We start from the raw sequence: 25675 nt of genomic DNA, 5'->3' as shown, positions 1-25675 counted from the left end.
CTCGATTTGCTGCATGGTTACCACTCCAAGTAAGAAGCTGCCTGCCGTTCCATCCATCGCGTCAGCAGCGGATGCGGCAACAGCGATCTCCCATTGTATTTATATGTATAGCCTTGCATACGAGAAGGAATCACCTCGTTCGTGAAGTACCCTTCGCTAAGAAACAGCGGAGCTACCAGCACGGTATGATGCGGTTTACACTCGCTCCACTCGGTCAGCTTACTCTGAATCTGGTCAGGCAGCAGCATGGCCGTACCCACTTCATCGAAGCCGCCCATCGCTTGAATGCGCTGTGCCAGCTTCTGCATACCTCCGAGCCAGGGCTCATAAAACCCCTGTTCTACACTGCCGTGTCCAACCAACAGAACGATTTCCCGGGTCGGATCAACTGACAGCGGCTTCATTTTTTCATATAGGATGGCTGCTATATCCGGATCATCATCGATCGGTGATGTGAAATGCACTTTAGCCTTCACTGCAAAAGGAAGCATATCTGTCGGAAGCACAGGCTCCGGCTTCACTCCTAGTGCATAGCTGATTTCGTCGATATGCGTACTACCTGAAGAAACGAATAACGGCACGACTATGATGTCCGTCACCCCTTGAGCTTCCAGATAAGTAATCCCGTCCTGGATAAGCCGTTTCTCCACAATTTCGAGAAAAGAAGAATATACCGGAACATGTTCCGGCACCTGCATCGCATTGACTGCCTCATCCACTAGACGAACCCATTCTTCGCTGCGGGAACCGTGACTTATGACTAATATGCCGTATTTTACCACCGAATATCCTCTCCCCCGCGTGAGAAAAACGTCTATCGACGTCCAAACCTAGATGAGCGACCGCGTTTGGCGGAAGTTTTTATCGCTAATAGGAAAGTTTTTTTATTGAGCTTTACATTCCCTATCTGGTAAAAAAGAAGGCGCAACGGTGTCCTTCCATCCAGTATTACACAGCTTTGTCCTATTATAGCACACTCCCGCCGCATCCGTTGCCTCTTTGGACGGCAACTTTGTCTAATCAGCGGACAGACTGGGATGATGCTCACTTTGTCCACAAACTGGACTTTTCTCGCATGGATTCATCGCCAAAACATGCTTTGGCGGCATTTTGCAAAGCCCGGCAGTGCGGCTTTTTGTACACGAAGAAAATCCCTCCCATCTTACGATCGGGAAGGATTGCGACCAAGCTTACGCATTCGCTAGCGTCCGAGACGCTCCAGCGTCATTTTATAACCATCGTTCCCGTAGTTCAAGCAACGCTTGACGCGAGAAATCGTAGCCGTGCTGGCACCGGTTTCCGCTTCGATCTGGTTATATGTGTTGCCTTTGCGCAGCATTCGGGCAACTTCCAAACGCTGGGACAAGGATTGAATTTCGTTCACCGTACACAAATCATCAAAAAACACGTAGCATTCTTCAATATCTTTAAGCGTCAGGACCGCTTCGAACAGTTGATCGATCGCTTTATCATTTAACTTTTTTAATTGCATCTTTTCGTTCAACCCCTATGATGGTCTGCTAACATTCCTACAGTCAATCTATTCGACACCAACGGAGGAAATCCTCCCTTTAGATTAGCAATTCGTTACTATTTTTATGCGGTAATGAGGTAAAATCTCGAAAACATGGTAAACCCGTGACAGGAGTCCAATCCATCCATTTGCCTATGACATAGACTAAATTAGGTAAAACGTCTATGCCCAATCGGTTGTGTCATCTCATACAATCAACCAGATCGGCATTTCGTGATTAGAAATCCAAAACAAAGGATCGTGAAACCCGTGAGTTATCAAAAACCAACTATCGGAAACCAAGGGGCGCCGATGCGAAGCTTTAATCAATCGGGTTCTCTCTTTGAAGGAGGACAATACCCCGTTCAGTATCCAGGCATGGAAATCAACAGCTATGCGCAGTCTCCTGTCCCCGCGAATCCCTCCGGCGGAGGCGGAATAACGTCTCTGTTTGGCGGATCAGGCGGTGGCAGCAGCAACTTCAACCTCGGACAAATCAAGCAAATTATCGATCGTCTCGGCGGTATCGAAGGCATTGTGGACACGATGACCAAAGTACAGCGCATGGTGCAAAGCGTACAACAAGTGGCCCCGCTAGTCAAGGTGCTGATGGGTAATCTTGGAAAAAAGAAAGATGGAGATAGTCTGGACGCATCGCCCAAACGCAGGAAACGCCGCAGACGCAAAAACCGTCCTGTGCAAAAGACTCGGGTCAAACGGCGCACTCCCAGATAAAGCCGTACCATAACGAGCTTATCCATGATGAAAAAAGAGCTGCACCGAATGCCGGGCGGCTCTTTTATCTGTTTAACCAAATATAGCCCGATATAAACGGTTATTTGCCAAAATGTCTCTATATACCTGGCTTCAGCCGTATTTTGGGGCTTATCGGCTTCATTTCCACCCTGCTAATCTGTATTCATCGCCACAACTCACTTCAGGCGTGTCCTACAGAACTGTAAAAAAGCCCGGCCAAGAGCGACTAAATCTCCGACCGGACTTGTTATTTTAGTGAGTAGATTCTAGTTGGCATAGCATCCTCAAAGATTCTTCAGCATACGCTGACTTACCCCTGCTGTACTTTTGCTTTTATCGGCTCTAACGGCTTATGGTTGCCGTAAACCGGATACTCGCGTGTCGATGGAGCCACCCATTGAGCTGCATTGCGGATCACACGGCGCACTTGCTCATTGTAGTAAGTAGGGTACGTTTCATGACCCGGACGGAAATAAAAGATTTTCCCTTGACCACGGTGGAACGTGCAACCGCTGCGGAATACTTCCCCGCCTTCAAACCAGCTGACCATAATCAGCTCATCCGGCTCTGGAATATCAAAGTGCTCACCATACATTTCTTCCGCTTCCAGCTCGATATATTGTCCAATGCCTTCCACGATCGGATGGCTTGGAGCTACAACCCAAATACGTTCCTTTTCATCGGCTTCGCGCCATTTCAGGTCGCAGGAGGTACCCATCAGCTTTTTGAAAATTTTGGAGAAATGGCCTGAATGCAGGACGATCAAGCCCATGCCATGCAGCACCCGCTTTTGGACGCGTTCTACGATAGCATCCTCAACCGCACCATGCGCTTTATGTCCCCACCAAATAAGAACATCCGTATTGTTCAGCTTTTCCTCGGTCAGCCCATGCTCCGGCTCATCCAATGTGGCATAAGATACTTCCACTTCAGCTCCTAAACCCTCACCAATAGCTTGATGGATGCCGTTTGGATAAACGGAACGAACCTTCTCGTTTTCTTTTTCATGACGGAATTCATTCCAGACCGTAACTCGCAGCTTTTGACTCATGGGACCTAATACCTCCATAGTTATGTCTTTTTGTTACCTTGATTATATAAGATGCCCACCGTAAAAAGATATTCTCAATATTGCCGCATCTATATGCAAATGTGCCATGTCCTTTCCAAACATGCTATACTACTCTTATGAAATCGTTGTTCTATATTATGCAATAGAGTCTTCCTTTTTATGGGAATGGGGGTTTACGGCCAGCGCATGACGAAATGGGACGATACGGAAACCGTTATATTTAATGAGCTCGTCGACTACCAGAATCCATTGCTTCGCCTGAAAATATGGCAGATCGAAAGTCCGGGAACTACCATATCCATTCCGAAAGTATATAAGTGGCATTACCATAAAGAAGTCGAGTTTCTCATTCTAACCGAAGGCGGATTAGGCATTCAGACGAAGCATGATACAAGACTGCTGCAGACGGGCGATGTCCATTTATTTGGGTCCTCACAGCTTCACAGGACGAGGAAAGAGCTTCCAATGCCGCTCAGCTATATTGTATGCCAGTTCGATTTATCTCAGCATTTTGACGAAAGCACGATGCCTTACTTATCTTATTTTAGCGAGGTACGACGACCTCTCGGGCAGTTGAACTATATTTTTCGAGAGAAGCCGGATGTGCAGCGACAAGCATTTGACCTCATTATGGACATTTACCATGAAACCCAGGACAAGGCCAAAGGCTACGAGCTCGCGATAAGCGCTTCCATCCGCAGGCTGCTCCTGCTGCTGCTTCGTCACGACAGCCGGGATTTGCTGCAAGGAGCCGATAACGCTGAGCTGATGAGGCTTCAACCCGCCTTGGACTATGTGGATGCCCACTTAGGTGAAAAGATCGCTATCGAGCAGGCGTGCGCCGTCCTCAACTTGAGCTATCACTATTTCATTAAATATTTCAAAAAGGTCATGGGCATGTCGTTTGTTGACTACGTGAATTATAAACGGATTAAAAAAGCCGAGCGGCTCCTTCTCACCCGGGATGTGAGCATTATTGAAATCGGTGATGCAGTCGGCATTCCGAACATGGCCCAATTTTACAAGCTGTTCAAGCGCCACAACCAGTGCTCCCCCAAGGAGTTCAAGCAGCGGATGCGGGGCGATAGCTCGATTGAGCAAGCAGCTCATATCATGTAAGGGGACTTCCTCATCAGATGGATGAGAGGCCTCTAAAACTTGAAATATTGTTAGTATACTCCAGTGGGATATACCCCCAGCCGCTTTTGAAACCCGTGAATTTGATTAGAATTAGTGATATATTCACGGATTTCAAAGGCGGACGTAAACTCATGCGAGGCATAACCCACCTACCTATACAGCATATTTCCCAAAGCAACAACTTTCTCGACAGACTCGCTTTGCGTAGCCATGACTGCTTCGTAAGCCTTGCTAGAGGAGGATACCCACCGGAGTACCGTGTACAATTCTGAAACTTCTATGGTTTCTCTTCATCTGGAATGGGAACGTATCCCCTTCTTTGTTATGTCTGCGTATCAGTCGGCTATGAGGGGATTATCAGAGTGCAGCCATTCATCCTTGCCAAATTTATCTATACAATAAGAAGGTAACGGAAATGCAAGGGAATGGTGAAGTATGAAAAAAAATCGAATCGCGGCATGGGGCCGCTTATTTGCGCTGACCTGCGTTTTGATCGCTCTGGCAGGTTGCAAAGGAAATGAACCGAATCCGGATGAAGCGATGCAATCGTTCACGAACGCGTGGCAGCAACAGCAATACGAAGCCATGTATGAATGGCTATCTACAGAATCCAAACAAAAAATCGACGCGATTACGTTCGTCACCCGTCATAAATCGATCTATGAAGGTATCGGGACGAGTGACTTTTCCATTCAATGGCAGCCTGTAGAACAGGATGATTCCCGAAAAGTCAAAGATAAAAAGACTTACAAGCTGCATGTGAATCTGAACAGCACTTATGGACCTATTTCATATGATCAGAACGCGCTTGTAGTCAAAGAAGATGTGAATTGGAGAGTTCAATGGGACTCCACCTATATTCATCCCAAATTGGGAGACAAGGATAAAGTCAGAGTTGAGGATACGAAAGCTGAGCGTGGAGAAATTTTGGACCGCCAAGGCTTCGGATTGGCTATCAATGAAGACAAGCTGGAGCTTGGAATTATCCCTAAGAAGCTGCCGGAATCTACAGACGAATCGGTTCAAAAGCTGGCCGACCTGCTGAAGCTGGACCCAAAAACGATTCAAAATCTGCTTAAAGCCACATGGGTAAAACCGGATTTCTTCGTTCCAGTGACTATCGTTCCCAAAGGAGATCAACGGCTCGAAGCTCTTACGACGATCCCAGGCGTAACTTATCGAACTAAGAAAGTGCGCTCATATCCTCTGGAAGATGCCGCTGCACACTTGGTTGGTTACATAGGCAAATTAAGCGCAGAGGAGCTCTCCAAGTACAAGGATAAAGGGTATACAGCCGATGACTGGATCGGCAAGACCGGACTGGAGCTTTCCTTGGAATCCACGCTGCGTGGAAAAGACGGAGGCCGTATTTATATCGTCGATGCGGATGGCAAAGAAAAAGCCACTCTAGCAAGCCGTGAAGCGGTGAATGGTGAGGACGTAAAGCTGACGATCGATTCGGCGCTTCAGTCTGACTTGTATCGTCAGCTCGCCAAAGATTCCGGGTCTGGCGCCGCCCTCCATCCTATGACAGGTGAAGTGCTAGCCCTAGTTAGCGCTCCGTCATATAATCCTAACTTATTCATTAGCGGGGTAACCGCCGAGCAATGGAAATCTTGGACGGATGATCCTAATAAGCCGCTGCTGAACCGTTTTGCCCGAGCGTATGCACCAGGTTCCGCTTTTAAGCCTATTACGGCAGCCATCGCATTGCAGGAGCATGCTCTTGATCCGAATGCGACGAAAGAAATTGTCGGAAAGACTTGGAAGAAGGACTCCTCATGGGGTAATTATTACGTATCCCGGGTATCGGTATCCCAAAGCGCGGTCGATTTGTCCAAAGCGATGATGTATTCGGACAACATCTACTTCGCTCAGGTGGCGCTTGAGATGGGCGAGCAAAAATTTATGCAGGATGCAAGCAAGTTCGGCTTCGGGGAAAAACTCCCCCTCCCTCTTGCGTTCGATGCTTCATCGCTCTCCAACACACCGAAGATGAAGAACGACATTCAATTAGCCGACTCCGGCTATGGTCAGGGGGAGGTCGTCATGAATTCGCTTCATGTAGCAACGACCTACACCGTGTTTACGAACAATGGGACGATGCTGAAGCCAAGCTTGATCTTGAGTGAAGGAGCGAAGCCTGAACCTTGGAAAAGCGGATTGCTTGATCCGGATGTCGTTAAAACCGTGACCGATAAAATGGTTGAGGTGATCGAAAATCCGGCCGGTACAGGCCATGCCGCGATGATCAAAGGCACGAGACTGGCAGGTAAAACCGGTACCGCCGAGTTGAAGCAGAAAAAAGACGTCGCCGGACAAGAGAACGGCTGGTTCGTCGCCTTCAACACTGACAACCCTCAACTGTTGGTTGCCCTGATGGTGGAGCAAGTTCAAGAGCGCGGTGGAAGCCATTATTTGAGCGAGAAAATAAAGACCTTATTTAAGTCCTATATTAAAACCTCATAATATAAAAGAAGAAACGGCTGATTAGAGCCGTTTCTTCGTCTGTCTAGGAACCTGTTACTTCGAGAAATTTGCAATATAAGCAGGTGGGGTATGCTCCGGAAGAGTTTACGTCCGCCTTTGAAACCCGTGAATATACCTATAATTTCTAATCGAATTCACGGGTTTCAACAGCGGCTGGAGGGGCATACCCCACCGAAGTATTGATTGCAATATTTCGAGTTTTACTGGTTCTCGACACTTAAACGGCCTAAAAGCCGTTTCTTCTTTATATCACCCACTACCGAAACGAATCCTTCACATCCACCGTTACATGATCATGGTTCGAGTCCGGTTTTCGGTAAGTAGAATTCTGAATAAGCTTCTGCAACTCCTGGTCATACTCATTGCCGTCTAATGGCAGACGCACCTTGCTCTCGCGTATGGAGGACAGCACCATTCCATTGATGATCATGAGCGAGTTCAGCCCTTCTGCCGCGGGAACCAAGGGCTCCCGCTTTTCTGCGATAGCTTGGAGGAAATCCGCCAAAATACGCTCATGGCCCGGTCCAGTGCAGTTATCCCATGCGATCTCCGCTACATCATGCTTTACAGTACCAAATGCTTGCTTGGCATGCTGGATATAGTCGAGCGCAGATTCGGTGTTTTGGTATAACGTCACTTTTTTATGCTCATACACAAGCTTTCCGTACTCACCGACAATCTCCAATCGATCTGTGCCCGGACACTCCGACGTAGAGGCAATGAAGCTCCCCATCAAGCCCCCTGGGTATTCGAGAATAGCATGCACTTCGTCCTCGACTTCAATATCATGGTACTTCCCGAAGGAAGCTGTAGCAGTAATAGCTTGGGGGAGTCCAAACAGCCACCACATCATATCCAGATTGTGCGCGCACTGATTTAACAGCACCCCGCCGCCCTCACCTTTCCATGTTCCCCGCCAATTGCCCACATTGAAATAGGCCTGAGGACGGAACCAGTTTGTGTTAAACCAAGCAAACCTCATTAATTTCCCGAGCTTGCCGTCCTGCACCACCTGTTGGATATACTGCCATTGAGGTGTTGTGCGCTGTTGATATATCGCAGCGAACACCAGATCCGGCGTAAGCTTTTTTTGCTCCTCATAGACTGCAATCATACGCTGAGCGTCATTCACATGGGCCGCTACCGGTTTTTCCACGAGAACGTGAATGTTTCTGCGCAGCGCCTCGATGGTTACCGTTGTATGCTGATAATGGGGAGTAGCTACGATAACCGCATCCAAATTGCCGGCATCGAGCATCTCGATATAATCGGTAAAACCCTGTACACCGTATTCGGCGGCTAGTTTACTTACTTTTTCTTCCTTTTGGCTCCAAATGGAAACAACCCGACAATGTTCCATATGAGACAACTGCTCGTAATAAAGCTTGCCCATATTGCCCATTCCAATAATTCCGATGTTCACCTTAGCGTTTCCTTCCATCGGCTACACCGCCTTTCCGCTGTCTAGTAGCATACAGTGGGCTTCGGGAGAGGTCTGGCGATTTGCTCGACTTGATAGCCGAATCCGTAACCTGTTAGACTGCCTAGCTGCACTTTACCTTTTTGCCTCTGATACAATCCCGGGTGAAACAGGGCTTCGTAATGAGAGGCTTCTGGGTAAAATTGCATCCCGTTCGTTTCCACTCCCATAATTGTACCTGCATGATAGGCTAGCAGCAAATGAGGGATTTGCGCCAGCATCGGATTCGTTAAATCTTGGACCATCAGCGTCATACCATGAGCCTTGGCCCAGCATAAGCTAAGCAAAGCTCCTGTTTGCGTTTTGCACGTTTTGAGCGCAACGCCGGTCCACCCAAGCTCCCTCCCCAGCTTAACCAGCTCCCAGTCATGAGCGCTTTCGTCCATGAACAATGGTTTTCTGGCACTGACACTGCGGACATCGAGCTGATGCTCCTCTAAATCATAAGGGAACGGCTGTTCAATATACAATATCGCTTTATAGATGTCCGGGTGCTCTTGCATTAAACGATCCAATATCTCGTTCACATAACTGCAATCGGTCACTTGGCAATTGAAGTCGGCGGTCAACCATACAACTTGCCCTGCTAAAGCAATTTCACCCACCTGGACAAGCCGTGTGTAATCCCAGGCCGTATCGTTGCCTGTCAGCTTGACTTTCAAGCATTGCAAGCCGTCGCGTTCAATCCAATCCTCCAACGTATAAGGATAGCCGTCATCGAGTTCGTCTCCGGTCAATTCATCCCGGTACAGCAGATCTTTGCCGCCAACCAAATGCCAAGTGACCAGTTCCTTTTGGGAAGGAATGCTGAAAAAACTCTCCGGGTATAATCCCTCAAAGCTAACGGATGACCCAGCTGCAGGCTCCAAATAAGCGGACAGATCGTCGTTCATATAGGTGCTGTTGTAGGTCTCATAGGTGTTGACTCGATTTGTTTGTCCATAAGCATCATGAAGCGCAATGTCAAACAGGGAGAAGCAGACGAGCGCCGCCAAGTAGGGTACGGGTTCTGATAAACCGGAGCTTGCGTTAAAAGCATCTACCACTCCAGGCAGCCGCTGCTTCTGATACAACGAACCTAGCTCAAACGGATGCCCCTGCTCCTTCCACTGGGATAGGTCTTCGGCGATGAGCCGGCAAATGCTCTTCAACGCCTGCTCGCGCACTTCATAGCTGAGTGAGCTCGGCCACACCCACTGCACACTTAACGGTGTTTCCCCCCAGCCTTCGGCACGTTCGCCACGGCGATTTTCTGTCTGAATGCATACTCTCGCGCAGGTTACAGTAGTGAGCACCTCCGCTCCGAACTTCAAAGGAACACGGGTCTGTACAGGAAGCTCATACAACTGCAATCCCGTTATAGCTATATCATACGGCTTCATGGCTCAGCTTACCCCCGCCTCATTCATGATTTTCTTGATGTAGGCAACCTCTGCTTGCAGAGCAGGAATAAGTAGCTCCAAATCGCTGCTATGGTAGAAAGGCTGGAAATTGAGCACTCCCTGGAACTTCACTTCGTGCAGTGCCTTCGCGATGACATGCCAATTCGTCACACCGTTCTGACAAGGTGTCCATTGTTTGCTCCAGCCTTTGCTCGGAGCGGTCTTGTTATCTGGATTGAATACGTACTGGGCATCCTTCATCCCCATACCAGCTAGATAGCTTCCTAACGTCCCTATTGCCCTTCTCCAGTTATCCGTTCCTTCATGAAACTGGTTGCCTGGGTCCGGCATAATGCCTACATATTCCGATGGCAGTCCTTCCACCAGAGATAGAGCAGCATACGCATGGTGAATGAGCATACGATCCCCGTGGTGAATTTGATAGACCGCTTTGATGTTGTATTTCGCGCATAACTCAGCCATTTGATGCATGGAGGCCCGTGCCTTTTCCATTTGAGTAAACAAGTGCTCGTGCTCATCATACGAAAAGTACGACATGCGAAAACTGCGGATGCCAATATCGGACATGACCCTCAAAGGCGTATCATCTTGAGCGAGCATTTCCGGTGAGAAGCCGGTTGTTGCGAACTCCACCTTCACGTTGCTGCGCTGCATGGCCTGCACAAAGGCTGGAGCTTCTTCTGCAAATCGTTCTGGGGTTACCCAATATCCGTCGCGAACGACCAAATCAACCGCATCGAATCCGCTATCGCGTGCAACGGCAGCAAGCTGGTTCACATCGTAGCTTTGGAAAAACTTAGGGAAAAGTGTATATAGCATGGAATTCATCTATTTTTCCTCCAACGGCTATGCCAAACGATCCAGCATATCCCAAGTAACGACCATTTTCGGTTTGGAACCATTCAAATAAGCCTTTACGTCTTCAACGACCTGATTACCGATATGGTAGCTTTGGCCACCAGCCAAGTGGGAAGTATAGATGCAATTAGGCAGCGTGCGGATCGGATTGCTCATCTCTGCAGGTTCAGGATCGGATACATCAAGAAAAGCAAACAGACGTCCTTTCTCCAGCTCAGCAATCAATGCTTTCTCATCGATGCAGCCTCCGCGAGAGGAATTGATAAAAATGGCATCGTCTTTCATTGCTTGGAATTCGTTAGCGCCCATCATGTGACGCGTGCTGTCCGTCATTGGCGTGTGCATCGTGATAGCATCACATTGCTTACACAGCTCTACTAACGAATCGACCTTCGTTGCTCCGAGCTCTGCTGCGGCTTCATGCGTTATAAATGGATCGTAGAGCAGCACCTGTGGGCCGAAGGGACGTACGAGCTGCAGGAAGTACCGCCCTACCTGGGAAGCACCAATGATTCCGATAGTGGCAGCTGCCAAGTACAATTTATTGGGTACGGGTTGTCTGAACTCGGTTTGGTTCGTTTGGGCATTCGGAATCACTCTGCGCAATCCAATGATCATTTCACCAAGCACCATTTCAGCAACGGTCTTCCCGATGGCCGGGGCGCAGGAAGCGATCATAATATCCTTACCTTGCAAATCGTCAGTAAAAAAGCCTTTGACAGATCCGGCGGCATGCTCCCACAGTTTGAGAGAAGGACACGCGTCTAATATGGCTTTCGAAGGTTTAGGTGTTCTCCAGGATCCAACAGACACTTCGCAATCCTGCAAAAATGCAGCTGCTTCTTCATCGTTAAACTGTACATCGGTTGGATTCCATTGCACTTGTGTGATCGATTCAAGCTCTTTGCGGCTGGCTTCCGAAAATATAGCTTTTTGCATACTAACAGGCATTAACACTCCTAATTTGGTCATGATCCATTCACGCCTCTCCGTCATTATTTTACATAGCTAATATAACACCTTGCTAAGTAGGGACGAATGGCAAAATCGAATCATTACTTGTCGTTTTGTGTGATGATTGATATTGTAAATAAGAGATATTTCGTAGAGGGGAGGCATGGAGCGAATGAACTCTAATCTGCTCATTTTGTTTAAGGGCGAAAAACATGACTACGGAAAGGTGTCTTTGCACTCTCATTTGTTCTGGCAGCTGGAAATTGTCACACGGGGGCATATTACTTATACGCTGCTGGAGACAGAGAACGAGGTTCTAAATGCAGGAGATATGCTGTTGATTCCTCCTCATCAGGGGCATGAATTTATATATGATGTTCCGGGAGCTGCGTGGATTACATTGAAGTTCGAACGCAGCTTGATTGATAATAAGCAATGGGGCGGCGTCATTCAGAACTCGCTCTTCACCGAGAAATTTACGGCGTCGCTTCTAGCTACGATTACTGGAACGATCCTCAGACCCTATGAAAAAACTTTCGTTGAAGGGATGCTCGAATCTCTGTTTATGTTTATCAACTCGGAGGATTTTTGCAAAACGGAGGATGAGCCTACTCAGCTTGTTCGTACAGTTACAGATATGGTGAGGGAGCGAAACGGCAGACCTATCAGCATAGATGAGATTGCCCATCAATTATCTTATACTAGAAGTCATGTATCGAAGCTGTTCAAGCAGCTGACCGGGGAAAATTTGAAATCATTCATTGATAGAGTTCGGCTGGAAAAAGCCAAGGAGATGCTGCGATATAGCGAATTCAATATATCTTATATCACGGAGGAGCTAGGTTTTAAGGATATTTTTACCTTTTCGCGATTTTTTAAACGAACGACGGGAATGAATCCACGACAATATAGAGCCAAGAAATAATGTGTTTAATTAGAAAAGCTCCTTCCCGCATACGCGGGAAGGAGCTGTTTAACATCGATTTCGGCACTCGCCGAATCGATTAGAAAATGCGGTTTTTCCAGCCAAGCAGCTTGGCGATAGCTTCAACATAGTAGTAGTCTCCGTAGATCAGGGAGACATTGATGTTCTGTCCAGCCGGCTTGTTGCCTGTACCTTCAAGCAGAATCGCTTCATGCTCAGGACGATCCCAAGTAGCGTAGTTTTGCGTCAACGAGAGCAGAATACGCTCTGCCGCATCACGGTAAGCGATACCTTCAACGCCTGGCAATGCATCAGCCAGCTCAAGCAAGCCTGAAGCGGCGCAGGATGCAGCCGAAGTGTCGCGAGGCTCGTCGGCCAAAGAATCTGCCGCGCGGAAATCCCAATGTGCCACATGATCTTCCGGCAGCATGGACAAGAAGTAATGTGCTACGCGCTGTGCTGCGCGCAAATATTTCTTATCGCCAGTATAGCGATAAGTGTTCGCCATACCGTGCAGCGCCCAAGCTGCGCCACGGCTCCATGAAGAGTGAGGGCCTGCGCCTTGGCCGCCAAGGGACTCGATGAATTCACCGGTCTCCGGGTTGAAGCTGACGATATGGTTCACGGAACCATCCTCGCGGATGAAATGGTTCACAACGGTATCCGCGTGTGCTTTACCGATATGGCTGAAGCGAGGATCTTTAATCTCTTCAGCTGCCCAGAACAAGATGGACAAGTTCATGGAGGAGTCTACGATCGACCAGCCGATTTTTTCCTGATTCCATGCACGCAAGAAGTTACCTGCAATATTGAAACGTCCTGCCAGGAAGTTCGCTGCCAATAGCCCGCGGCGTTTGCCGTCTTCGTCGCCTGTCAGCTTATATTTAATTACAGCTGTAGGCAAGTATTGGAAGCCTACGTCGTGATGGAAATTATTTTGTTGGACGGATTTTTGCTCGAGCTTTTCGTCCCATACCCATGCAGCATTTTTGTAATGCTCTTTGCCTGTCATCTCGTGCATAATCCACAAAATGCCCGGCCAAAAGCCTGATGTCCACCAGTCATGGCGCAAATCATCGTAGATACCTGTGTCGGCAGGAGCTACGTGAGGGGACTTGTCACCGATTTGGGTAATCATACGGTCTACTTTATGCTGCAAAGCCTCCCAGATATGCGGAAGCGCTTCTTGCAGATTCGTTGCTTGCTTCAATTTGCTAGTATCCAATGTAGTCATTTTATTTTTCCTCCTTTAGATTGGACTGCTTCTATTCTAAGGGGCTGACAGGAGACAGGTTGTGCTCCTGCACATCCCTGGCTCTGTCCTGCCTTCTAGACCGTTAAAAATACAGTTGGTAAGCCGGCGCTTGCTACACTTACTATAGAAACCGGTTCGCGTGTTGCCGTTCCGTTCGCCGCAATAGCCGCAGCGGGGCCTCCTGCCGAAACGAAACCAGTAACCGGTACGCTTGCAGCTGCTGCACCAACAGGATCAAACACAATGCGTGCGCGTCCGTTCGTCAGCTGAATCAAGCTGGAGCCGCGCACCGTACCTTGACGGTCGATCAGCTTGCCGTCGCCGGTTAAGCCGAAGCGAACGAAGTTCAATGCATCGAGGCAGCGGACGCCATTAGCGTCATAAGCTACCGCTTCAACGAGAATGTTGCCGTCTTGCTGCTTCTGAGCGTTCAGCTTCAGTTCAACAGGTTGGCCCCAAGCCTCCGTTTGATATTCAAACGACAGCTCGTCGGTTACGGTAACGCCATCTTTGGTCGCTACTACTTTCACCTGGTTCATACCAGGCTTAAGCACCGTATCCCAACGCAAGCCTGCTGCAGGGAAGTTTTGCGAATCGCGCTGCTTCACTCCAAGACTTACTCCGTTTAGGAACAGCTCCGCTTCCGTACAGTTGGAGTATACTTTGATGCTTTTCAGCTCATCCGCCGCTCCCCAACGTACCGGCATCGTGTGACCATAAATGCGTGCCATCGGCTTGCTTGTCCAGTACGATTGATAGACGTAGTAGGCTTCTTTTTTTGTAAAGTCGCGTTCGATGATCCCTTTCATGTTCAAGTAAGGAATCGGCGAATCCGGACGAACCGGCGTTGCAAAATCTTTGAACGCCCATTGCGCTGCGCCTGTCAGCCACTCCATCTTCTCCTGGGACTTCAAATACCAGTCGATCATTTCGCAGAAGTACGTCTCCGACCAGTCTCCGTCACGGGATACGCGCGGCTCACCGCCAGTTAGCAGGTAATCACCATCACGCTCGTCAGTATCTCCATCGCCGCCCTTGATGAACTCAAAGCCTGTGTACGTTTTCTCCACATGACGGGTTGCCAGGTTATCCGCGCCCCACTCCATATGGAAGAAGGAGTCAACATTCTCAAACGCTTGACGGGAGCTATCTTCATAGTCCGTGTAAATACCGCGGTACCAGCCTGCCCAAATCGAAGGCGAGTACACGTCGATAATATCTTTACAAAACTCGCAGCGGCGGATGGCCGTCAAACGGCTTGGATCCAGCTTGTGTGACAAGTCATGAAGCTCCTTCATGAACTTGCGGATTTCCTCTTGATCGAAGTAATCGAAGTCGCACTCCCAGTCGTTCTCGTTGCCGAGTCCCCATAGGATAACCGAAGGATGGTTGTAATGCTGCTCGATCATGGCAGTCAGCATATCACGGCATTGCTGGCGATACTGCTCTCCACCAAGTCCTCCACGGCACCAAGGAATTTCTTCCCATACCAAAATTCCAAGCTCGTCGCACAACTCGAGGACGATGCGGGATTGCTGATAGTGACCGAGACGAATGAAATTCGCTCCCATGTCCTTGATCAGGTGCATCTCTGTACGAATCATCTCTTCCGTCATTGCCGGACCTACGCCCGCGTGATCCTCATGACGATGCGTACCGCGCAGAAGCAAACGCTCGCCGTTCAACTTGAACGGTCCGCTCTTCACGAATTCGAAGCTGCGCGCTCCGAAGCGCTCGACTTGTTCCGTACGGCCGTATGCACTTTCCAATTCAACCGTGCAGCTGTACAAGTAAGGCTCGTCTGTCGTCCAAAGCGTCGGGTTCGCCAGTTGGGTTACGGCAAGCTCCTTCATTCCCGTCCATGGCTTCTCACGAAGCTGGAATTGCGCCAGCTCTTGACCTTCGCGATTTTTGATGCTGACCTTCAAGGTAACATCCTCTTGCAGGCTTTGAGGATTATACAGAGCAGCGCGAACCGCTACGCGGCAGCTTCCATGATCCTGTGACAGCTGCGGCTCTACATGCACTCGTTCCAAAGAAACAGCTGGCACGTAAACCAGATTCAAATACCGATAAATCCCACCGTACAGGTTAAAGTCACTCGCATCGGACGGAATCGTCTCCAATTCGCGGCTGTTGTCGCAAGCGACGGCTACCGGAATCAGTCCATTGTAGCGCTCGATTTCACGAGCTTGTGCAACAGCTTCTGTAATATCCACTGTAAATTCGTCATAGCCGCCCAAATGGGAGCCTACTTTATTAGTGTAAACGTACACATCCGTACGCTGACCCGCTCCTTCAAAGTGAAGCAGTGTTCTCCCTTGAGGATAAGGGTTGTTCACTTCCAGCTTGTTGCGGTACCAGCCCTGCCCTTGATAATATTTGCCGTCAGGATCCAATACGTCCAAGCCGTTATACGAATGCGGCAGCTCTACTCCATGCCACGGCACATTGTAATGATTTTGCAGTTTGTCTTGGCGCCATACTTCCCAAGGTCCGCCCAGACTTCCACGGTGATGTTCCCATTGCTCAATTAATCTGCGCTTGATCAATCTATTCACACTCCGTTGGTCATAGTAGTTTCACATGCTGTGTAAGTCGGAAGAGCCTCTTGCCGAGGTCTTTCTTAGCTAGCGTTTTTCGTGCAATCCTGCAGCCAAACAGTTGGGCAAGCAAAGCAGCGAAATCGCCAAAAGATGACAGTTCACCCTCAGTTAAATGAGGGATCGTCATTCCTATTAATTTATAAAATAAGCTTAACAAAAAATGCTCGTCCAATGTTTGGTGTGTTTATGATAAAATGTTGTTATATTACGGTTAACCGACCGAGGTGACAGAACCGATGAAAATAATGAACTATATGAACCTGAATCGACATCCGGTTAAGCTTTCTTTTACCTTAGATCGCACTCACGAATTCGTTGAAATTTTCCATGCTCATCAAGGGATGGAGCTCTTATATGTGCATGAAGGACACGGCAGTGTCATTGTGAATCAACAGATCATGAGGCTTGCTCCTGGCAGTCTCGTCTACTTCCGTCCGTTTCAGCTGCACCGCATTCAAATGAAGATCAGCGAAGCAACGCCATATATTCGTTCGTTGTTCGTATTTGAACCGACAGAGCTTGATCGCTATCTTGCTCCATTCTCGTCGTTACAATCGTTCTTTCGTTGGCTGTGGAAGGACCCCATTGCCTATCAGGTGTTCTCTGAGCTGCCTCAGCAGCAGATGGTTCAGCTGCTCCATTTGTACCGCAAACGGATCGAGAAAGCATCAGCGGAGGAGCTGCTGGAAGAACAAATGCTGTTCCTTGTATCGCTGCTGCATGAACTGAAAGGATATTGGAATCCCGAAGAAGCAGCGAGGCCCGTCAGAACCAAATCGACCAGTGCGGAGCAGGTTATGGAGTGGATCGAAGACCACTACATGGAGGAATTCCATTTGGAAAACTTGGCCAAAGCCGTTCACTTGTCGCCGAATCATATCTCCGCCGTGTTTCGTCAAACAGCCGGTACCAGCATTACGGAATACTTGACGGCCCGGCGCATCCGTCAAGCTTGCTGGCTGCTGAAAACAAGCGATTTGACCGTCCAAGAGGTCGGTCAATCGATCGGGTTAAGCAATTTCCCTTATTTTTGCCAGCTATTTAAAAAGCATGTGGGCTTAAGCCCTTATCGCTACAAGCGTTCCTTCGACTAAATCTCCATAAATCTCAGAAGCCCCGGTTGACGGCAGATCAACTGCCCGGAACCAGGGCTCTGCTTGCATGTCTGCGATGCAGCAGCCTAAAACCAAACAATCTTATCCAAAAAAAATTAAAAATGACAAAAAAATAAGCCAGCACCGTGTTTCTACGATGCTAGCCTTTTATTCTTCAAAGACTTTTACTCTTTGTTGTTATTGTCCGCTGTTTCTTCCTTTGCCCACCGGTCATATCGGCCATCGACTTCGTCCGCCATCTGACGATACAGCTTGGTTTCTTGTACCACAGGATCAATCTGTGCCTGTATCCGGATCTCCGTCTTTATCGGCAGCCGCTTGCGGGCCGCTTCTTCCGTATCCTCGGCATCCATTTCTCCTTCAGTCAGCTTGCGCGCGAGCTGCTCTTCCCATTCTTTTGCATCCATCGACAGGTCCTCCTTCAGCTTTCAGCCTTCCATTCGATCTAAGCTTACTTCTAATTTACCCGATGGTGCAGCTGATTACACTTATTTTTTCCGGTTTGCAAATACACGGGGACCTGTCTGCCCACGCACACCCTTACTTAGACTGCAAATTCGGTAAGCCATTACCCCTCTTGGTAAGTGACCCGTCCCTCTCCTGCAGGTCCGGCAAGCTCCAGCTGTCCGAAGCCGGTAACCCCTTCCTTCGTACCATCTCTTCCTGGATCTACATAGCGGAGGAACCACTGTTCCAGCCTCGCCTTCATCGCAGTGCGCTGCTCCTGTGCTTCCGGCGCGTCGATAAGATTGATCCGCTCGTCGGGATCATTCGTCAGATTGTACAGCTCATGCGGTCCGTAGGGGTACCGGTGGACATATTTCCACTCCCGAGTCCGAATCATACGTACAGGCCCGTATTCGTCGAAAATGACGACATCCTCGCGCCCGGCTCCTTCTTCCCCAAGCAGTGACGGTAAAAAGCTGCTGCCCGGCAGGCCTGCGGCTTCCGGATGATCAAGGCCAACATACGCCAGCAAAGTCGGCATGAAATCATAGCCGCTGACAAGCTCGTCACAAACCTTACCTTGCGGTATACGCCCAGGCTGACTGAAAATAGCCGGAACTTTGACCGACGTATCAAACATGTTTTGCGGGAATGTGCCATTCCCCTTGCCCCAGATGCCGTGATGGCCGCAGTTGAATCCGTTATCGCTCATGAAGCAAATCAACGTCTGCTCGCGTAGGCCCAGCTGGTCCAGCTTGTCGATAATACGCCCTACATTGTGGTCCATGGCCGTTACAGCTGCAAAATAGCCTTTCAAGTTTTCGGTTTGATCATCCGACCATGGGGCGGTTTTAATTGACCATGGATGCTTGGGCTCCTGAGGACAGCTCTCAAATGCGCAGTCCTCGTATAAATCCAGATATTCCTTCGGATGACTGTCGATCCAAGGACTGTGTGGCGCCGTGTAATGTACGCTCAAATAAAAAGGACTGCTTCCGTCCCTCTCTTCAAGAAACTGCAGCGCATCCTCGGTAATGACATCCGTCAAATATCCCGGCTCTTCGATGCATACACCGTCCCTGATCATAGGGGCATCGTAGTATGCGCTGCCCCCGGTCTGGTGAACGTACCAGTGGGTAAATCCTTTCTGTGGAACGATACTGTCCCCTAGATGCCATTTGCCGCTTAATCCGCAGACGTAGCCGTTCTCAGCCAATATTTCCGTGTAGCCTGTCTGGCCCTCCAAATATTGAATGGTCCGCTCCCCAACATTGCCTCCTCGAATCCAATCATGGACGCCATGCTGCGAAGGAATGCGGCCTGTGAGAAGTGATGCTCGAGCAGGCGAGCAAACCGGAGACGTACAGAAAAAATTAGAGAACCGCATACCACTTGCCGCAAGGCGATCTAGATGCGGCGTCTTAATTTCGGAATTGCCTGCACAGCCTAAAGCCCAAGGGCCTTGGTCGTCCGTGAGAATGAACACGATATTCGGCTGACCACTTCTTGCTTGAGTCGATTGATCCATGAGGGAACACTCCTTTGTAATCCAAAATAGATACAGAGGGCTGTTTTCCAACATCCCTCTGTCGTCTTGCTATTTTTTGCCTTGCGCTTGGTATGCTTTGTTAACGGCATCCAATACTTTGCTGCCGCCCTGATCTCTCCACTTCTTGGATAGCTCGTCTATACCCGAATCGATTTCCCGCTTGCCGGTAATCATTTCAAGATAGTACTGGTTCATCAGTTCACCCAGTACGCCGCTCATTTCTACTTCCTCCGGTGTCGTCGTATTGATCAGATTAGGCACCATATTTTTGGTAGCAATATCAACGGACTCTTTCGCACGGTCAGCTTGCGGTTCCGTTTGCGGCAAGTAATTTTCCGTCAAAGGCCACACTACGCTGCCCCAGGCCAAAGGATGCGACCAGCCGTTGGAAGCAAATCCGTCTTTAGCCCGCTCTTCCTCGTTATATACCATTTTATCGCCTTGCTTTGTATAATGCACTCCTTCAATGCCTAGCTCAAGTAAGCTGCGGCCTTCCTTGGACAGCATGAACTCGATGAATTTAGCTGCCTTTTCGGGATTTTTGGCATTTTTCGTTACCGCTGTGAACAAACCGTTCTTGGGTGCGCTATTCATGCCACGTTTACCGTCTGGACCCGCTGGAGGTGACGAATAACCCAGCTTTCCTTCCGGATTGATCTTCTGCAGGCTTGTTTCAAGACGGCTGACATGACGGAATAAAGGAGCGGCCATGAACCCGACTTTTCCTTGGTAAAACTTTTGTTCACGCTGCTGTGCGTCATTAAGTAAAAACTCCGGATCGATCAGCTTCTCATCCCAAAGCTTTCTCAAGTATTGAACCCCCTGCTTAAACGCTGGATGCTCAAAGATCGGAGCCACCTTGCCGCTGCTATCGAGAACCCAATCGCCATGCGGCATACCGTAGGCATAAAATACAAAGTTAAACGATGTGTTAAAGCCGGTATTTTTTTGAGCGGTCAAGCCGTACGTGTCGTTCTTGCCGTTTTTGTCCGGATCTTTGGTTGTAACATCCTTCAACGCCTGATAAAACTCATCCAATGTCTGAGGCGGTTTAATTCCCAGGGTATTCAACCAATCGGCACGAAATGCCATCGTTGCATTGGCCCGCTCTTCAATGAATGGATAACCGTAATACTTACCGTTTACGGCGGTCCATTTCAGGTTCTTCTCCAGCTTATCCTTCACCGTCGGCATCACGGATAAATAATCGTTAAGCGGAAGCAGCAGCCCCTCGTCGATCCATTGATTCAAGGAAGGAGAAGGATAATTAATCGTGACTACGTCAGGCAAATCCCCTGTTGCCATGGCCACGTTAATTTTTTCATAGCCGTTCTCGGGAACAAACTTGACCTCCAAATCGATGTTCAACCGTTTGTTGATCTCGGCAACGATTCGGTCTCCCGGCTTGATTCCCATCGCCGCATTGTCACCTGTCGTCAGGAACACGATCTTCGTCGGTTTATCGCCGCTGCTATTGTCGCCACCTGCCTTCGTTTCCGTATTCCCACTGCTGCATGCCACCGCCGAAAGCGGAAGCGCAGCCGAAAGCGCGAGAAGCATCCCTTTTTTCCAAACGTTCATATCTTTGTCCTCCCCTTATTTAGAACTTCATTGAATGCTTTCGTTACTTAAGAGCCTCTATTCTTTAACTGCACCTAGCGTGACGCCTTGAACGAAATATCGTTGAAAAAACGGATATATCATCATCACCGGTATGGTGGAGATCATGATCGTTGCCATTTTTATCGATTGACCTAGCAAGAAGGGACTGTCCCCGCCCGATTGAAAAGAGGCTTCATTATCGATCAGCATCGACCGAAGAAACAGCTGCAGCGGCCAGTAGTCCTTGTTCGTAATGTACATGACCGCCGTGAAAAACTCATTCCATTTGGATACCGCATAAAACAACGAGATCGTGGCCAGCGCAGGCATCGATAAAGGAATGACAATTCTCATCAAAATGCCGAAATCGTTGCAGCCGTCTATTTTGGCCGACTCCTCCAGGCTCTCCGGAATCGATACGAAAAAGCTTCGCATAATGATAAGGTTATACGTTTGAATCGCCGCTGGAATCATCATCGCCCAGACGGAGTTAAGCATCCCGAGCTGCTTCACTACAAGATAATTGGGAATAATGCCGCCGCTGAACATCATCGTGAAGACGATAGCGAACATGATGACCCTGCCCCCGGGCAAATCCTTTTTAGATAGCGCGTATGCGGCCAATGTCGTTGCTAACATGCTGATGACCGTTCCGAGCACAGTGATGAGAATGCTGACCTTATATGAGGTCCACAGCTGGTCCAGCTTCCATAAATATTGATAAGCCTCCAGCGTGATTGTCTTCGGATACAAGTGAATGCTGCTCGCGATGCTTTCGTTCAAGGGCGTGATCGACACGATCAAGGAATCCCAGAACGGATATAAGGTAATGACCGCAATTAGCGTCAAAAGTGTATAATTCAACCCGTCGAACAGCTTGCTGCCGAAACCGGTGTGCGTCATATGATCCTCCTTAGAGCTTTCTGAAGGAAAGCTGTCTTCGTAAGCATTTGCTGAGCTTTCTGAAGGAAAGCTGTCTTCGTAAGCATTTGCTGAGCTTTCTGAAGGAAAGCTGTCTTCATAAGCATTTGCTATACCTACTCTGCTGATAACCTCCCCGCGAGAGGTCTGCTCAGTCTAGTAAATCCCCTGCTCACCCATCATGCGGGAAAGCCGATTGGCCGTAACAAGCAGCACGAAGTTAATAGCCGACTTGAACAAGCCTAACGCTGCTGCTATACTGAACCGTCCCTCGGTCAAACCGATGCGGTATACATAGGTGTCGATGATGTCTGCCGAGTTATAGACGCCGGGATGATACAAGACAAAGATTTGCTCGAATCCAGCCTCCATCAAACCACCGATACGGAGAATCAGCAAGATGATAATCGTACTGCGAATGGAAGGCAGCGTAATGTGCCAAATGCGTCTCCAACGATTCGCCCCGTCCATCACTGCAGCTTCGTAAAGCTGTGGATTCACTCCTGCAAGCGCTGCCATATAAATGATCGTGTTCCATCCGAATTCCTTCCATATCATCGACCATACCAGGGTGCTGCGGAAATAGTTTTCGTCGGTTAAAAAACCTACCGGCTCGCCTCCTAATGAACGAATCACGTTATTGACGACACCGCTATCCGTGGACAGGAGGCTGATTAGCAATCCGCCCATAATAACCCAGGAAATAAAATGCGGAAGGTATACGATCGTCTGAACTGTCTTTTTAAAAACCAGTCTGCCTGCTTCGTTCAACAATACCGCCATAATCAGCGGCAGAGGAAAACCGAAGACAAGCCGATACAGGCTGATGATGATGGTGTTCCAAAACACCTGCCAAAACTTATCCAGCCCAAATAAATACTCAAAATGCTTCAATCCAACCCAAGGGCTTCCCATAATGCCTTTGGTAATGCTGAACTGCTTGAATGCGATGAGCGCACCATACATGGGATAGTAATGAAAGACGCTGTAATAAGCTATCGCTGGCAGCAGCATGATGTACAAATATCGGTAAGCGAGAATGCGCTTCCAAAGCGTCTGCTTTTGTACCCATACTTGGGTACTCGGCTTCGTCGCAGGCAGTGCCATAAAAAATCCTCCCCCTTTTCTAGTCTGCGCTGTCCCGTTCGGGATACACTTTCATCGTAAAAGGTAGAGGAAGCACCCTCAAGATTCAATTTATGAAAACGGTTTCTATTCTTCTGATTCATTAGGTATCAATTGTTCAGATAAGGTTCAATTCTTCACTTTTCACCGTTCAAACGGTCCATTACACCGCGGTTTCTGTATTCTGTCGGGGTAAGACCCGTCATTTTTTTAAACGTGCGGATCACATTCTGCTTCTGCCCGAAGCCGGTCAGCTCGGCAATTTCATTAATGTTCTTGTCCGTGTTTTGAAGTAAACGACATGCTTCCTCAAACCGGATTTCCGTTAAAAAGTCAATAAACGTTTGTCCGGTCACTTCCTTGAACATTTTGGATACGTAGTTGCTGTTCATAAAAACAAGATCCGCCAGCGTCTGCAGTCCGATCGGTTCCCGGAAATGAACGCGTATGTAGGCGACCAGCTTTTCGATGACCTCCACATTTTTATTTTCACGTTTATCCTGAAGCTCTTCTGCCATTTTCTCCATGACGCGACCGAGCCAAGTGCTGCTTTCCTCCAGATTGTGCAGCTTGGAGAAATCCGAGTACCAGCGATGCTCCTCTTCATCCGGCTCACCGTCTTTTTGCACAAGCTCCACTCTGACTGACACCAGACAGTTCAGAAGATGCGTCAAAATCATCCGTTTGTAAGAAAAGCCGAATTGCGTATCGGTATGCAGCTGTTCGATTATTTGGTCCTTCATCTGAATCGCCTTATCCAAATTGCCGGTTTTGAGATCACCGATTATTTTATCCACCTGATTGCGGTAAGCGATAAACCGGTTGCGGTTCGCGCGGTTGACCTGCAGATCGTGGATCGATAAAACACTGCCTTTACCAGCAATTTGCTCATAAGATAACGCTTCCAAGGCTTCGTTGTAAGATAGCGAGATTTCAGATATTTTCTTGTACCTGCCTCCTATTCCGACTGTTATCACTACATTCTCCATCTGCGAGGACACCGTAGTCATCATTCGGAATGCAAGCTCCTTAGCCTTCGCGAAGGCTTCATTATGATCTGTCCATTGATCGGCATTCATTATGACGACATCGTGCTTGTGGAACTGGCTAACATAGACCCCTTTGCCGTAAGCTGCCAGCTGCTCCTCGCCTATCGTGCGTATTTGAAAATGAATCAGGTTGCGAACCTGTTCCTCGCTCTCCGGTACTATGGCTTGGTCCAGATGTATGCGCAATATCATCACGATAAATTGCTCCGGCTCCAGGTTTAACCGGTAATATTCAAATTGACGCAGCATTTCTTCATCGTCAGCCGCTTTGCCGGATAACAGATTCACCAGCACGTGATCCTGCAATATCAGCTCTTGCCCGCGAAACTTGGTCTTGAACTCTTCGTTCTGATGGAACAGCTGATTGATCGAGTCCCGGATAAAGCCGAATTCATCCCTGTACATGACCTGAGGAAGCGGCTTTTCCATGTTAGTCGTAATGGACTGCACCATCTTTTTGACCGGTAAGTAATAGTTCCTCGATACGATCACCATCAGCAGGAGGCCTATGGCAAGCACAACAAGCGAAAGGAGCAGTGTAAAATGAATGACATCCTTGGAGCGTTTGAACACTTCATCATAAGGATTGAGAGTCAAGTAAATCCATCCGTTAGAGGAGGAGGTCATATACGAAACCAAGGTCGGCACTCCATTAACCTCTTCAACAAAGTAGCCTTCCTTCTCCCGCTGGATACGCTGAATATCCGCCTGATCAAAGCGTGACAGAAGCATCGATTTATCCTTATAGGAGAGCACCTTGCCATCCGAATCCAATATGGCCACGTTGCCGAGCTTCCGCTTATTGGTGTTGACCACAGCATTGTACAGTACATCTTCCTTCAGATTAATGAGCAGAGCGCCTTTTTTCTGCACATATTGAATCGGTACGCTGAAGTAAAAGGAGATGACGTTATCCGAGCCGGATCCCGAGACTTGACTTGCCGCCTCCCAGGACGATATGCTGCGGCTTTCAAGAAACTTCTGCAAGCCTGCATTGTAAGCAAATTGCGGAACATCCGTAATTCCAGAGCTAGATATCAGCTTCTGATTGATCGCGCTGAATAAATAGATGGAGTGCAAATAGTTGGAGGAATTGATCCGGTCGGAGAACAGATCGCTCGTATTTTTCAAAAAGCGGTATTCCTCCTCCAAATTCCATGGCAGCCATACGGATTTCTGGACGTCGGTATTTAGTGCCAAAGAGCTGGCCATTTGCTGCACTTCCCCGAGCGCCTGCTCGACAATCTTCCTCGTCTGGGCAAGCAACTCCGTGTTGGTGCCGAGAACCTCTTCTTTCAGCATAGAATTCGTATACCGATAAACGAGCGTACCCGCAATCAGTGTGATTAGAACCATCGCAATCGTTAAGTGAAGCAGCAGGCGAATAAATACGGTCCGCTTCAAGATATGTTCCC

Annotated in this window: 20 protein-coding genes; 5 read left to right on the top strand and 15 right to left on the bottom strand. The window is 48.6% G+C overall.

Features of this window, described 5'->3' with window-relative positions:
• Positions 1–17 precede the first annotated feature (17 nt).
• Positions 18–782, bottom strand: coding sequence for a sirohydrochlorin chelatase (locus BP97_RS0115900; protein ID WP_028549984.1), 765 nt, complete (start codon positions 780–782; stop codon positions 18–20).
• 419 nt (positions 783–1201) lie between these two features.
• A complete protein-coding gene (locus BP97_RS0115895; RefSeq protein ID WP_028549983.1) occupies positions 1202–1492 on the bottom strand; it encodes a YerC/YecD family TrpR-related protein in 291 nt (96 codons plus the stop codon).
• 291 nt (positions 1493–1783) lie between these two features.
• Between BP97_RS0115895 and BP97_RS38865 the strand changes: the two genes are divergently transcribed.
• Positions 1784–2248 (top strand): aminotransferase, encoded by a 465-nt coding sequence (locus BP97_RS38865; RefSeq protein WP_156043228.1) that lies wholly within the window; start codon positions 1784–1786, stop codon positions 2246–2248.
• Between the two features lie 331 nt (positions 2249–2579).
• Here the strand turns inward: BP97_RS38865 and BP97_RS0115885 are convergent, their stop codons facing one another.
• Positions 2580–3320 carry a ThuA domain-containing protein gene (locus tag BP97_RS0115885; RefSeq protein WP_028549982.1) on the bottom strand — a complete coding sequence of 247 codons (741 nt, stop codon included), beginning with the start codon at positions 3318–3320 and terminating at the stop codon, positions 2580–2582.
• Between the two features lie 186 nt (positions 3321–3506).
• Between BP97_RS0115885 and BP97_RS0115880 the strand changes: the two genes are divergently transcribed.
• The gene (locus BP97_RS0115880; protein WP_231506317.1) at positions 3507–4460 is read left to right on the top strand and encodes a helix-turn-helix domain-containing protein; all 954 of its coding nucleotides are present in this window, start codon (positions 3507–3509) and stop codon (positions 4458–4460) included.
• A 456-nt stretch (positions 4461–4916) separates the two neighbouring features.
• Entirely contained in the window at positions 4917–6950 is a 2034-nt protein-coding gene (locus BP97_RS0115870; protein ID WP_028549979.1) for a penicillin-binding transpeptidase domain-containing protein, read from the top strand.
• A gap of 277 nt (positions 6951–7227) precedes the next feature.
• Here BP97_RS0115870 and BP97_RS36470 read toward each other — a convergent pair whose 3' ends face one another.
• Genes BP97_RS36470 through BP97_RS0115850 form a run of 4 tightly spaced genes read right to left on the bottom strand, consistent with a single transcriptional unit; the run spans position 7228 to position 11684 of the window.
• Positions 7228–8412 carry a Gfo/Idh/MocA family protein gene (locus BP97_RS36470; protein WP_051620634.1) on the bottom strand — a complete coding sequence of 395 codons (1185 nt, stop codon included), beginning with the start codon at positions 8410–8412 and terminating at the stop codon, positions 7228–7230.
• A 23-nt stretch (positions 8413–8435) separates the two neighbouring features.
• A complete protein-coding gene (locus tag BP97_RS0115860) occupies positions 8436–9833 on the bottom strand; it encodes an enolase C-terminal domain-like protein (protein WP_051620633.1) in 1398 nt (465 codons plus the stop codon).
• A 3-nt stretch (positions 9834–9836) separates the two neighbouring features.
• Entirely contained in the window at positions 9837–10682 is an 846-nt protein-coding gene (locus BP97_RS0115855; protein WP_028549977.1) for a sugar phosphate isomerase/epimerase family protein, read from the bottom strand.
• 18 nt (positions 10683–10700) lie between these two features.
• Positions 10701–11684: a hydroxyacid dehydrogenase gene (locus BP97_RS0115850; RefSeq protein WP_036745974.1), complete on the bottom strand. Its 984-nt coding sequence runs from the start codon at positions 11682–11684 to the stop codon at positions 10701–10703.
• Positions 11685–11838: 154 nt separating this feature from the next.
• On the opposite strand from BP97_RS0115850, the gene BP97_RS38860 reads away from it, so the two are divergent.
• Entirely contained in the window at positions 11839–12591 is a 753-nt protein-coding gene (locus tag BP97_RS38860) for a helix-turn-helix transcriptional regulator (RefSeq protein ID WP_051620632.1), read from the top strand.
• 79 nt (positions 12592–12670) lie between these two features.
• Here BP97_RS38860 and BP97_RS0115840 read toward each other — a convergent pair whose 3' ends face one another.
• On the bottom strand, positions 12671–13825 hold the full coding sequence (locus tag BP97_RS0115840; protein WP_028549975.1) for a glycoside hydrolase family 88 protein: 1155 nt from the start codon (positions 13823–13825) through the stop codon (positions 12671–12673).
• Between the two features lie 95 nt (positions 13826–13920).
• Positions 13921–16398 carry a glycoside hydrolase family 2 TIM barrel-domain containing protein gene (locus tag BP97_RS0115835; RefSeq protein ID WP_028549974.1) on the bottom strand — a complete coding sequence of 826 codons (2478 nt, stop codon included), beginning with the start codon at positions 16396–16398 and terminating at the stop codon, positions 13921–13923.
• Positions 16399–16688: 290 nt separating this feature from the next.
• Here BP97_RS0115835 and BP97_RS0115830 point away from each other — a divergent pair, with 290 nt between their 5' ends.
• Positions 16689–17546 (top strand): AraC family transcriptional regulator, encoded by an 858-nt coding sequence (locus BP97_RS0115830; protein ID WP_028549973.1) that lies wholly within the window; start codon positions 16689–16691, stop codon positions 17544–17546.
• A gap of 185 nt (positions 17547–17731) precedes the next feature.
• Here the strand turns inward: BP97_RS0115830 and BP97_RS0115825 are convergent, their stop codons facing one another.
• From BP97_RS0115825 to BP97_RS0115795, 6 genes are all read right to left on the bottom strand, one after another.
• Positions 17732–17974: a hypothetical protein gene (locus BP97_RS0115825; protein ID WP_028549972.1), complete on the bottom strand. Its 243-nt coding sequence runs from the start codon at positions 17972–17974 to the stop codon at positions 17732–17734.
• 161 nt (positions 17975–18135) lie between these two features.
• Positions 18136–19542, bottom strand: coding sequence for a sulfatase family protein (locus tag BP97_RS0115820; protein WP_028549971.1), 1407 nt, complete (start codon positions 19540–19542; stop codon positions 18136–18138).
• A 69-nt stretch (positions 19543–19611) separates the two neighbouring features.
• On the bottom strand, positions 19612–21144 hold the full coding sequence (locus tag BP97_RS36460; RefSeq protein ID WP_051620631.1) for an extracellular solute-binding protein: 1533 nt from the start codon (positions 21142–21144) through the stop codon (positions 19612–19614).
• Between the two features lie 57 nt (positions 21145–21201).
• Positions 21202–22068 (bottom strand): carbohydrate ABC transporter permease, encoded by an 867-nt coding sequence (locus BP97_RS0115810; RefSeq protein ID WP_028549970.1) that lies wholly within the window; start codon positions 22066–22068, stop codon positions 21202–21204.
• A 174-nt stretch (positions 22069–22242) separates the two neighbouring features.
• On the bottom strand, positions 22243–23193 hold the full coding sequence (locus tag BP97_RS0115800) for an ABC transporter permease (protein ID WP_028549969.1): 951 nt from the start codon (positions 23191–23193) through the stop codon (positions 22243–22245).
• Between the two features lie 155 nt (positions 23194–23348).
• Complete coding sequence (locus BP97_RS0115795; RefSeq protein ID WP_028549968.1) at positions 23349–25664, bottom strand: helix-turn-helix domain-containing protein; 2316 nt, start codon at positions 25662–25664, stop codon at positions 23349–23351.
• Positions 25665–25675: the final 11 nt, after the last annotated feature.

The sequence above is a fragment of the Paenibacillus sp. UNC451MF genome (assembly GCF_000686845.1).
GTDB lineage: Bacteria > Bacillota > Bacilli > Paenibacillales > NBRC-103111 > Paenibacillus_S.
Note: the sequence above shows the minus strand (reverse complement) of the source record. Positions and strands in the feature narration are given on the sequence as shown.

Bases quoted from the DNA above. Each gene is read 5' to 3' on its own strand.
- BP97_RS0115895 (WP_028549983.1), bottom strand. From the start codon at position 1,492: ATGCAATTAAAAAAGTTAAATGATAAAGCGATCGATCAACTGTTCGAA.
- BP97_RS0115885 (WP_028549982.1), bottom strand. From the start codon at position 3,320: ATGAGTCAAAAGCTGCGAGTTACGGTCTGGAATGAATTCCGTCATGAA.
- BP97_RS0115880 (WP_231506317.1), top strand. From the start codon at position 3,507: ATGGGGGTTTACGGCCAGCGCATGACGAAATGGGACGATACGGAAACC.
- BP97_RS0115870 (WP_028549979.1), top strand. From the start codon at position 4,917: ATGAAAAAAAATCGAATCGCGGCATGGGGCCGCTTATTTGCGCTGACC.
- BP97_RS36470 (WP_051620634.1), bottom strand. From the start codon at position 8,412: ATGGAAGGAAACGCTAAGGTGAACATCGGAATTATTGGAATGGGCAAT.
- BP97_RS0115860 (WP_051620633.1), bottom strand. From the start codon at position 9,833: ATGAAGCCGTATGATATAGCTATAACGGGATTGCAGTTGTATGAGCTT.
- BP97_RS0115855 (WP_028549977.1), bottom strand. From the start codon at position 10,682: ATGAATTCCATGCTATATACACTTTTCCCTAAGTTTTTCCAAAGCTAC.
- BP97_RS0115850 (WP_036745974.1), bottom strand. From the start codon at position 11,684: ATGACCAAATTAGGAGTGTTAATGCCTGTTAGTATGCAAAAAGCTATA.
- BP97_RS38860 (WP_051620632.1), top strand. From the start codon at position 11,839: ATGAACTCTAATCTGCTCATTTTGTTTAAGGGCGAAAAACATGACTAC.
- BP97_RS0115840 (WP_028549975.1), bottom strand. From the start codon at position 13,825: ATGACTACATTGGATACTAGCAAATTGAAGCAAGCAACGAATCTGCAA.
- BP97_RS0115830 (WP_028549973.1), top strand. From the start codon at position 16,689: ATGAAAATAATGAACTATATGAACCTGAATCGACATCCGGTTAAGCTT.
- BP97_RS0115825 (WP_028549972.1), bottom strand. From the start codon at position 17,974: ATGGATGCAAAAGAATGGGAAGAGCAGCTCGCGCGCAAGCTGACTGAA.
- BP97_RS0115820 (WP_028549971.1), bottom strand. From the start codon at position 19,542: ATGGATCAATCGACTCAAGCAAGAAGTGGTCAGCCGAATATCGTGTTC.
- BP97_RS36460 (WP_051620631.1), bottom strand. From the start codon at position 21,144: ATGAACGTTTGGAAAAAAGGGATGCTTCTCGCGCTTTCGGCTGCGCTT.
- BP97_RS0115810 (WP_028549970.1), bottom strand. From the start codon at position 22,068: ATGACGCACACCGGTTTCGGCAGCAAGCTGTTCGACGGGTTGAATTAT.
- BP97_RS0115800 (WP_028549969.1), bottom strand. From the start codon at position 23,193: ATGGCACTGCCTGCGACGAAGCCGAGTACCCAAGTATGGGTACAAAAG.